At 58.4% G+C, this 10,403-nt stretch carries 10 protein-coding genes; 5 read left to right on the top strand and 5 right to left on the bottom strand.

Annotated features, from left to right (window positions below; all coding sequences use genetic code 11):
* From AC2FNB_RS10190 to AC2FNB_RS10170, 5 genes are all read left to right on the top strand, one after another.
* The coding region (locus AC2FNB_RS10190) for an ABC transporter substrate-binding protein (RefSeq protein ID WP_496746084.1) at positions 1–570 on the top strand (570 nt) is incomplete at its 5' end.
* A gap of 157 nt (positions 571–727) precedes the next feature.
* Positions 728–1,852 carry an ABC transporter permease gene (locus tag AC2FNB_RS10185; protein WP_496746082.1) on the top strand — a complete coding sequence of 375 codons (1,125 nt, stop codon included), beginning with the start codon at positions 728–730 and terminating at the stop codon, positions 1,850–1,852.
* A gap of 1 nt (position 1,853) precedes the next feature.
* Positions 1,854–2,663, top strand: a complete 810-nt coding sequence (locus AC2FNB_RS10180) for an ABC transporter ATP-binding protein (protein WP_496746081.1) — start codon at positions 1,854–1,856, stop codon at positions 2,661–2,663.
* A 9-nt stretch (positions 2,664–2,672) separates the two neighbouring features.
* Positions 2,673–4,034, top strand: a complete 1,362-nt coding sequence (locus AC2FNB_RS10175) for an MlaD family protein (protein ID WP_480749995.1) — start codon at positions 2,673–2,675, stop codon at positions 4,032–4,034.
* Positions 4,031–4,693 carry an ABC-type transport auxiliary lipoprotein family protein gene (locus AC2FNB_RS10170; protein ID WP_480749994.1) on the top strand — a complete coding sequence of 221 codons (663 nt, stop codon included), beginning with the start codon at positions 4,031–4,033 and terminating at the stop codon, positions 4,691–4,693. Before AC2FNB_RS10175 ends, AC2FNB_RS10170 begins: the two co-directional genes overlap by 4 nt.
* Positions 4,694–4,746: 53 nt before the next feature.
* On the opposite strand, the gene AC2FNB_RS10165 is transcribed toward AC2FNB_RS10170, so the two are convergent.
* The 5 genes from AC2FNB_RS10165 to AC2FNB_RS10145 all read right to left on the bottom strand — a co-directional run bounded on the left by AC2FNB_RS10165 (position 4,747) and on the right by AC2FNB_RS10145 (position 10,351).
* Entirely contained in the window at positions 4,747–6,345 is a 1,599-nt protein-coding gene (locus AC2FNB_RS10165) for an N-acyl-D-amino-acid deacylase family protein (RefSeq protein WP_496746078.1), read from the bottom strand.
* A gap of 12 nt (positions 6,346–6,357) precedes the next feature.
* A complete protein-coding gene (locus tag AC2FNB_RS10160) occupies positions 6,358–7,647 on the bottom strand; it encodes a TRAP transporter large permease (RefSeq protein WP_480749992.1) in 1,290 nt (429 codons plus the stop codon).
* On the bottom strand, positions 7,644–8,183 hold the full coding sequence (locus tag AC2FNB_RS10155; RefSeq protein ID WP_496746076.1) for a TRAP transporter small permease: 540 nt from the start codon (positions 8,181–8,183) through the stop codon (positions 7,644–7,646). The genes AC2FNB_RS10160 and AC2FNB_RS10155 overlap by 4 nt, the downstream gene beginning before the upstream one ends.
* A 73-nt stretch (positions 8,184–8,256) precedes the next feature.
* On the bottom strand, positions 8,257–9,264 hold the full coding sequence (locus tag AC2FNB_RS10150) for a TRAP transporter substrate-binding protein (RefSeq protein ID WP_480749990.1): 1,008 nt from the start codon (positions 9,262–9,264) through the stop codon (positions 8,257–8,259).
* A gap of 163 nt (positions 9,265–9,427) precedes the next feature.
* Positions 9,428–10,351 (bottom strand): LysR family transcriptional regulator, encoded by a 924-nt coding sequence (locus tag AC2FNB_RS10145; RefSeq protein WP_496746074.1) that lies wholly within the window; start codon positions 10,349–10,351, stop codon positions 9,428–9,430.
* Between the last annotated feature and the right edge of the window lie 52 nt (positions 10,352–10,403).

Genomic DNA, 10,403 nt, shown 5'->3' with positions numbered 1-10,403 from the left:
ATCGCGTTTGCAGCCGAGACAACCCACAAACCCGACGAAACCGATTTCGTCGGCTCGCTCAGCAAACTGAACGAAGCCGGCTGCGACATCGTCACCATCGCCCTGGGCGTTCGCCAGGCCATCACGGTTGTTGGCACCGCAAATAAGATGGGCCTGAACGACATGAAGTTCATGGGCACCTCTGCCAGCTTCCTGACCGTCGTGGCACAAGTCCCCGGTGGTGTCACCGACGGCTTTTATGCCGCTGCTTCCTGGCAGGATCTTTGGGCACGGGCGGACGAACCGGCCCCCAAGGCGTTTATCGAGGAATACAAGGCCGCCACCGGCGAAGACGCGGTTGGTTTTGCCATGCTCGGATATGCGGCGGCGGAAATGATGGTCAGGGCGCTTGAGGCCGCTGGCCCGGACCTGACACAGGAAAGTTTCATCGCCGCAATGGAAACCCTGAACTACCAGGACGATCTGGTGGGCAACCACATGACCTATGGGCCAGACGATCATCAGGGTGCTGACTCGGTCTACGTCAATGTGGTCGAGAATGGCGCGTGGAAGAAAATCCACGAAGAGTAATCGGCCTCGGGCGCTCTCCGTTCAGGAAAGCGCCCTTTTCGTTAATCCTGGTCAGTTTGATTTTCGATTGTAATTCAACAACATCTGTTCCGGCAAAATAGTGCCGGATCCAACAAATCGGTTGCCGCCGAAACCGGCAACGCGTCATAGTCCGGGCATGAGCGGCCCATCACTGACACAGGAATTTTCCGACGGTCGCCTCTTGATCCGGTTCAAGGGGCGGTTGTTGACGCAGTTTCTGGGCCAGGCGGAAACGCAGTTGGCTCAACTCCGTTCCGATGCTGATGTGGTCGCGTTTGACCTGTCAGGGGTCGAGGCCATCGACACCGGCGGTGCGTGGCTGATCGCGGACCTTCAAAAACGGTTGGAAAAGGCGAACACGCCGGTTTCGATCATTGGCGCGTCGCAGGCGCAGAAGGCCCTGATCACGACCGTGGCGAAAAGTCTGTCCGATGAAGCAGCAGCGCAGGAACCACCACGCGGGTTTTTGCCATGGGTGGAACATATCGGCAAAGGCACGGTCGCAGCGTGGATGGACACGCTGTCGATCCTGAACTTTCTGGGACTGACCCTGCATCGGCTGGCCCGTTCAATGGTGATGCCATGGCGGTTGCGTGCCGCGCCGTTGGTAACGCAGATGGAAGAAACCGGTCTCAAGGCTGTTCCGATCATTGCCCTTATGGGGTTCCTGATCGGGGTGGTTCTGGCTTTTCAGGGATCTACCCAGCTCAAACAATTCGGGGCCGAGGTCTTTGTGGTCGAACTGATCTCGATATCGATCCTGCGCGAGCTGGGCATCCTTCTGACCGCAATCATCGTTGCCGGTCGATCCGGATCGGCCTTCACCGCCTCCATCGGCTCGATGAAGGTGCAGGAAGAGATTGACGCCATGCGAACCATCGGACTGGACCCGATCGAGGTTCTGGTCGTTCCCAGAACGCTCGCGTTGCTGATCGTCCTGCCGATCCTTGGCTTCATCGCGGACATATCCGGCCTGATCGGCGGCGCAATCATGAGCTGGATCGACCTTGGTGTCAGCCCGGGCATGTTCGTGACCCGACTGAAAGACAACACGGATGTCTGGCACCTTGCGGTCGGTCTTATCAAGGCCCCGTTCTTTGCCCTCGTGATCGGGGTCATCGCCTGCTGGCAGGCAATGCAGGTTCAGGGATCGGCCGAAAGCGTCGGGCGCCGAACCACGGCATCGGTGGTGCAATCCATCTTTATGGTCATCGCGCTGGATGCGCTGTTCTCGATCTTTTTCTCGGAAGTCGGGGTCTGACATGGCCGACGATTCAACCGGACAAAGCGAGATGCCAGACCGCGAAGCTGTCATTCGCGTGCGCGGCCTGACCACCCGGTTCGGCCCTCAGGTCGTGCATGACAATCTTGACCTCGACGTCTGGCGCGGCGAAGTGCTCGGCGTTGTCGGAGGTTCGGGCACCGGCAAGTCGGTCCTGTTGCGAACGATCGTCGGGCTGAACACGCCTGCGGCCGGGTCGATCGAGGTTCTGGGCGTTGACTTCCTCAACGGTCCCGAAGAAGACCGCCTGAGGATCGAACAAAGCTGGGGTGTGGCCTTTCAGGACGGTGCGCTTTTTTCGTCGCTGACCGTGTTGCAGAACGTGATGGCGCCGATGCGCGAACATCTCAAGCTCAGCGAACACCTGATGAAAGCGCTGGGGGAGTTGAAGATCAGCCTCGTCGGCCTGCCCCGGCTCAGCTGCGGGAAATTCCCGTCCGAGCTTTCAGGCGGCATGCGAAAGCGCGCGGCCTTGGCGCGCGCGCTGGCGCTGGACCCCGAGATCGTGTTTCTGGATGAACCGACCGCCGGGCTCGATCCGATTGGCGCGGCGGCCTATGACGATCTGATCGGCGAATTGCAGCGTGCGCTTGGGCTGACCGTTTTCATGGTGACGCATGACCTCGACAGTCTTTACGCGATCTGCAACCGGGTCGCGGTACTTGCGGAAAAACGCGTCCTGGTTGAGGGTCCTATTGATGACATGACATCTGTAGACCATCCTTGGGTACAGGAATATTTCACCGGTCCGCGCGCCAGAGCCGCGCAGAACAGGGAACGGGACAGTTAGGGGCAGCGGATGGAAACCAAGGCAAACTATATCCTGATAGGAGCCTTTACGCTGGCAGGCATTCTGGGCGTTTTCGGTTTTCTGTTGTGGCTCGCCAAGGTCGAGGTGAACCGCCAATACGCCTATTATGACATTCTGTTCGACGATGTCTCGGGCCTCGCGACCGCTTCAAGCGTTCGCTACAACGGCTTGCCCGTCGGTCAGGTCCTTTCGCTTCATCTTGACGACGACGATCCGTCAAAGGTGCGTGTACATATCGAAATCGACGCCGAAACACCGGTCAGGCAAGACACGATCGCTGAACTACAAGCCCTCGGCGTCACCGGCGTCAGCTATGTCGCGCTGTCCGGCGGCACGCCGGCTTCCGCACCATTGCCGTCCGGCGGCACCATAAAAAGCCGCCGAAGCGCACTGCAATCGATATTCGAAGGGGCGCCTGAACTGATGAGCAAGGCCATTTCCTTGCTCGAAGACCTGCAATCCATCGTGAACGAGGAAAACCGAACCGCGGTTTCGAAGCTGCTCGAAAACCTGTCCTCTGCATCGGGCCGGTTGGATCAGGCCCTGTCCGATTTCGAAACGCTGTCCAAGGATCTGGGCGGCGCATCCCGCGAAATCGCGGCCTTTACCGACAAGCTAGGCAAGCTGACGGAAACGGCGGAAACCACACTCAACACGGCAACCACCGCATTGAACGACACGCGCGACGCGGCCGTTTCCACTCTGGATACGGCAAAACAGACCTTTGCCACTGCCGACGGGCTGATGAAGAACGAAATAACCGAATTCATCGGCAAGGGCACCGAAGTCGCCGAGACCGTCAATCGCGTGGTGGCCGAGGTGGGTACAGATGTGACCAGGGTTGCCGAACGCCTGAACGCGTTGTCCGACGAAGGCAGCGTGGCACTTGCAGTCGCGACCGAAACATTTTCCAACGCCAATGAGACCCTGTCAGACATCAGCAGCGCCATGGAAAGCGCCGGGACAACGCTGTCCTCTGCCAACGAGACATTCGAGTCGGTGAACAAGGTTGTGAACGAAGACGTCGGCCAGATCGTGACGGACTTGCGCGGGGCAATCGACACATTCAAAACCACCGTCGACAATGTGGCCAACAATGTCGACCGCATCGCCGACAACGTGCTGGACGCGTCGCAATCCGCGTCGGATCTGATGGGGACGGTCGATGGCATCGTTCAACAGAACCGCAGGCAGGTTTCGGATTTCATGCGCGTGGGCCTGCCGCAACTGCAACGCTTTGTCGAAGAATCCCGCCGCCTTGTCGTCAATCTCGACCGTCTTGTGGACCGTATCGAACGCGACCCGGCACGCTTCCTTCTTGGCACTCAGGCATCGGAGTTCCGTCAATGAAACGATCTGACTTTCTTGCCCTCGTCATCGGGGGGGCTCTTCTGAGCGGCTGCACCGGTCTGGATACGCTTAAGAAAGCGGCAGAACCGAACGATCTTTACGTTCTGACCCCCAAAAGCACGTTTTCCGCGTCACTCCCGCGTCTCAGACAGCAGATCGTGATCGAAGAACCGACCGCTACGGCGGCGGTCAATACTGATCAAATCGCGGTCCAGCCCACGCCGCTTCAGGTTCAGTATCTGCCGCGCGCCCGCTGGGTCGACCGCGCGCCACTCATCGTGCAGGCATTGCTGATCGAAAGCTTCGAGAATTCCGGCAAGGTCGCTGCAGTCGGCCGTTCGACCGTGGGATTGCGGGCGGATTACGTGATCGTGCCGGAACTGCGCGAGTTTCAGGCTCATGCAATCGGCGGCGACGATCAGACGAAATCGCTACGCGTCGATGTCAGGCTGAACATCAAAATCATCGATACTTACGAAGATCACATCATCGGATCAAATTCGTTCGAAAAAGCAATCATTTCTGCTTCGGACAAAGCTCCCGATCTGGCGATGGCCTTTGATCAGGCTTTGGGTAACGCGATGAAAAACGCGGTCGAATGGAGCATTCGCAGGATCCATTCCCATGCCGCACAAAACCCCAGACCGGATTTGTTGTGATCACACGCCGTTGACTTGTGTCTGGATCGGGTAGCGGGGATGACCCGGCTCTTTCAATGTGCGAATTCGCGCAAAACCGCCCCGGCGTTCTCGTTGGTCCTTGCACCGTTGCGCATGGCCAAACGCCCGTTCACCATGACATGGGCAACACCTGACGCATAGCGCCTTGGATGACGCGCCGAACAGTTGCTGGCGATGCTGGCCGGATCGAAGACGCAGATATCTGCCCTGTGTCCCGGTGCCAGACGCCCACGGTCCTTCAGCCCCAACCGATCCGCCGGGACAGAGGTTATGCGCCGGATGGCATCGGGAAGTGACAGAACCTTTCGGTCTCGAACATAATACTGAAGAAATCGTGCGGCCCAGCCATACCCGCTCAGCGATCCGACGTGATCCCTGAGAATTCCGTCCCTGGCCACGGCGATAGTGTCGGAAATCACCGCGCATTCAGGCTGTTTCAGACACAGATCTATATCAGCGTCCCGAAATGACTTTGATGTCCAGAAGACGCCCATCAGATTGTCGCCCTCTTCCAGAAGGATATCGAGAACCGCATCATATGGATCAACGCCGCGCATCCGTCCGATCTCGGCAAAATCGGCACCGACCAGATCCTTGTTCACCGACGCGTTCAGCAGAACGATATCGCTCCATTTCCGGGCCTTCACGATCAGCCACATGGGCTGCGGATTGGCCTTGATCCTTGCGCGCTGTTCCGGATCCGAGAGGCGTTTCAGCACTTCGTCCAGTCCTCCCGCCTGCGCCCATTTGGGCAGGATTGCCGCCGTCAGCGTATGGTTCCAGTCATGGGGAATGACGTCAAAGGCTACGTCGACATCGTGGCGGCGGGCCAGATCGATCATTTCCAGCGTGTGCTCCATCGCATAGTCCGGCGCGCCGAATTTCGGCTGGATGTGCGAAATCTGCAGTTTCGCGCCCGATTGGCGGGCCGTCGCGATGGCTTCGGCAAAGCCCAGGTCATAGTGCGTATCGCGGTTTCTCACATGGGTTGCATAGAGCCTTCCGCGTTGAGCTGCCTTTTCACACATCGGCACCAGATGTTCGGGCGCGGCCAGAATTCCGGGCCAATACTCCAGACCGGTCGAAAATCCACCAGCTCCCTCCTCAAGCGCCTGTTCCACCATCCGGCTCATCCGGTCAATCTCGTCCGGCTCACCCGCCCGCAGCGCATCCCCCAGAACCGCGCGATGAATGCTGCCATGACCCACAAAGGCCATGACGTTTACGCCAAGCTCAGTGCTTTCCAGAGCATCCAGATAATCGCCAAAGCTGTGCCAGTGCGGATGATCGGCCTTGTCGGTGTACCACGGGGAAACGGCCGGGATCTCGCTGTGACTGCACACGGGCGCACAGCTGATCCCGCATTGCCCGACAACCTCGGTCGTGACGCCCTGGTGCACCTGGCTTTCGGCGCGCCCATCGGCAATCAGGGTGAAATCGGAATGCGTGTGCATGTCGACGAAACCGGGCGAAACGGCCAGCCCGCTGACGTCGATGATCTCTGCCGATCCGTTGTCTTCCAGTTGGCCAATTGCCGCGATCCGGTCGCGCGTAATACCAATATCGGCGGTGAAACTTTCCGCGCTCACTCCGTCGAAAACTTCACCGCCCTTGAGGATCAGATCGAACATCTCCTTATTCCCCTACTTTGCCGGCCCATAGACCCAGTCGGGCAGGAACAGGGTCAGATCCGGGATTAGGATCAGGATCACCATGCCGATGATATAGGCCAGAATGAACGGCAGCACGGCAACCGAAATCCGTTCGATTGAAACTCCGGAAATCCGCGCCGCGACCGTCAGGTTTGCCCCCAACGGAGGGGTCAGGAACCCGATCTCGCAGGTGATCACCGTGAACACTCCGAACAGGACCGGATCGATGCCCAACGACACGGCCAACGGCAGGAACACGGCGGTGAACAGAACGATCTGGGCCAGCGATTCCATGAAGGTGCCGATAAAGATGTAGAACACCCCGATCAGCAGCATCACCAGGATCGGGTTTTCGGTGATCGACGTGATCCCCTGTTGCACAGCGGTGGGCACGTCGTAGAACGCGGTCAATTGCCCAAAGGCCAGCGTAGGCGTCAGCAGGATCAGGATGCCGGTCAGCAAAGCCGTGAAACGCAGCGCCTCGACGATCTTTCTTGCGGTCAGTTCGCGATAGATGAAAAGCCCCACGAACAACGCGTAAAACACCGCAACGCCTGCGGCCTCGGTCGGCGTGAACGCACCACCATAAATGCCGCCGAGGATCAGCACCGGCGCTCCGATCGACCATTTTCCCTCCCAGGCGGCGTGAAGGAACGGCCGCCATGAAAACGGATGCCCCGTCCCGCCATAGTTCCGACGGCGGGCGATGATATAGGTGGTGACCATCAGCAGGATCGTCACCAGCACGCCCGGAATGAGCCCCGCCAGAAACAGGCGCGGGATCGATGTCTCGGACACAAGACCGTATATGATCATCAGGTTCGACGGCGGGATCAGGCTGCCAAGCGCTCCGGCGCTGGCGGTGATCGCGGCGGCAAATGGGACGTCATAACCGTCCCGCCGCATCGCCGGCACCGTGACAGAGCCGATGGCCGCAGTCGTTGCCGGCCCCGACCCGGACAATGCGGCAAAAAGCATGCAGGCAAAAACCGTCACAAGCCCCATCGACCCGCGATAGGCGCCAACCAGTTTGGTCGCAATTGCAATCATCCGGTTGGCCATGCCGCCAACCTCCATCAACCGACCCGCCAGAACGAACAGCGGGATGGTCAGCAATGGAAAAGGCGTCAGGCTGGAATACCCCGTCTGCGCCATCAACGTGTAAGGGATTTCTATGAGATAGAGCGCCAACGCAGTGGTTATGCCAACAGCCACGAAAAGTGGTGTGCCGATGATCGTAAGCCCGACGAAGGCAATCGCAAGAATGAGAAGCGGATTCACAGCTGATGCTCCTGCTCGTCGGTGGTTTCATCCCATTCCTCGTGCAGCATTCCCGGGATACCTTCGCCGCCATCCCTGTACCATGTCACATAGGTCTGGATCAGGCGCACGAGCATCAGCGCGTAACCGATCACAAGCACGGATTGCGGATAGAACTGGTCGATGCCCAGACTGGGACTGCGCGAAGTGAATTTCCACAATACGGCCAGATAATCCCAACTGACCCGGATCATGAAAATCGAAAACGCGGCCCATGCCAGATCGGCGGCAAAGATCACGATACGGCCCGTCCGCTCGGGCAGGGCTTTGACGCCAACGAGGATTCGGATGTGAAAGCGTTCGCGCACGCACAGCGAGGCCCCCATGTAGACAGCCCAGACCATGCTGATCGAGGCAATCTCTTCGGACCAGTGCAATGCGACCTGAAACACATAGCGCGCGATCACTTGCGCAAAGACGCTAAAAGAAATCACCACGAGAGCGGTGCAGCACACCACTTCTTCGAAGTGCCGTTCCAGCCATTTCAGCGCTGACATATCGGGCACCTGTTCCTTGGGCTTGGTCAGATCAGGCAGGGCGCATGCAGCGCCCCGCCAAAGCGGCGGATCTTCAGTTGGCCGCCGCCTGAATGGCGTTGACGAGTTCGACGAAGTCTTGCCCACGCTCTTCTGCAAATGCCTGCTGCACCCCCTGAGCGGCGGTAATGAAATCGGCCTTGTCCGGCGTGGTCATCGCCATGCCGCCCTCGGCAACCAGCCATTCGCGGATTTCCTCGGTTTCCGAAGCGACCTGACGGCGCAGTTCCGCCCCGGCCTCGTTCGCGGCCTGCTGAACCATGGCGCGCTGTTCGTCACTCAACCGTTTCATGAAAGCGTCCGATGCAAAAAGCGGCGCCATCGCCACGAAATGTTCGAGGATGACAAGATGGGGCTCGAACTCATAGAACTTCATGTCGCGAATGAACGAGGTTCCGTTGTCGCCACCGTCCACGGTTCCGGTCTGCAAGGCGGTTGGTGTTTCCGACCAGGCCAGCGGCACCGGCTCTGCCCCAAAGGCTTCGAAGGTCGCAATCATCACCTCGTTCTTGGGAACCCGGATCTTCAACCCTTCCATGTCCGCCATCGTATTGATGGCACGCTGCGAGTTGTAAAAATCCCGATAGAGCGCCGGCCCGAAGCTCAGCAAATGAACGCTGGTCTCGGCCTGCAGCCTGTCCTTCATGACCTGACCGACTTCACCATCGACCACCCGTTCCAGATGGTCCTTGTTCTGGAATATGTATGGCAGAACCGTCACATCCATCAGTGGCCAGTGCGGCGACACGTTGTTCGCAGTGATGAAAAATCCATCAACTGTTCCCAACTGCATCGCCTTGAACGCCTCGTCCTCTGTCGAAATCTGGTTGCAGCAACGCAACTTGACTTCGATCGCCCCGTCCGAGATCGCCTCAAGCCGTTCCTTGAACAGCGTACCGAAACGGCCATAGATGGAGGCTTCGGGCGCGCCGAAACCCAGGTTCATTGTCACATCGGCGGCCGCTGCCGGTAACGCCGAAAGGCTCAGCCCGGCGGCAAGCGACACTGAGGTAGCCAGTTTAATCAAAGAACGTCTGCGCATATCTCTCCTCCCTGACAGCACAATTCGCCCATCGGCCCGGTCCCCGTCTTGTTTGCGAGCGGTTGCTTTGCCGGACGTCGATCGACGTTGTTCCAAAGGCTAGCCGAAGCCCATACCTCCAGAAAACAGGGTTTTGTGAAGCGTAATGTCACATAAAATGCAGTTAAGGCCGAAGCAGAAGATGTTCGAACGCACCTTTCTGAGCCAGAGATTTGCCCGTGTCGATGATGGCACGCACTACGGCAGAACTCTCAAGCTGCGATGCATAGCCGATGCCGTAAACCGGTTCATCCACCTCGCCCGAGATGGGAATCGGAGTATATCCCCCCTGCCCGTCGCGGTCATTGGGACCGCAGATGTTCAGGATCGCATAGCCGAACTTGGCGCCCACCAGACCGCGCAAGACAGCGCCCGACTTGGTGCTGTGGACAATATCCGGCACCAACCCCTGTTTTTGAAACATGCTAAGGAAATAATCCCGCGTTCCATGCACATCGAGCATGATCAGAGGTTGTTCGGAAAGCTCATCAAGTGTGACCGACTTGTGCTCGGACAATGGCGAATGATGCGGAACAAGCGCCCAGGGTCTGGCCCGGAACAAGGGGACAAAGCGGTTGTCGGGATGCGTGTAACGGCGATAGGTCAATACCGCATCCACTGCACCAGAACGCAGCAATTCGTTCACGACCAGCATGTCGCCTTCCATCACATCGATACGGATGTCGGGGTAACTGTCGGCAATGCAGCGCAGCAGCGGTGGCAGAACGTAGGGGGCCGTCGGCTCGTAACAGGCCAGCCGCAGCGTCCCCGTCGGATCACCGACAAGCGACAACAAGTCGGATTCGAAAACTCTGGATTGCTCTAGGAAAGTGGCAATCTGTTTGCCCGCCATCTGTCCCAATTCGGTCGAAATCAGCCCTTTGGCCGGTATCCTGCGAAACAGCTCCGCGCCAAGGCTTTGTTCGATATGATCGATCGCCGCCGTGATCGACGATTGCGAAATGTTCATCTCGACGGCGGCGCGCGCAATCGAACCTGTCCGCATCGCGGCATCGAAATAACGCAATTGTTTGAGCGTGAATTTCATCTCAATCCACCATTCAATATATCTTATTGAGAGGTTAAATCCATTTTGCCGT

This window comes from Ruegeria sp. BHSB058 (assembly GCF_059613285.1).
Note: the sequence above shows the minus strand (reverse complement) of the source record. Positions and strands in the feature narration are given on the sequence as shown.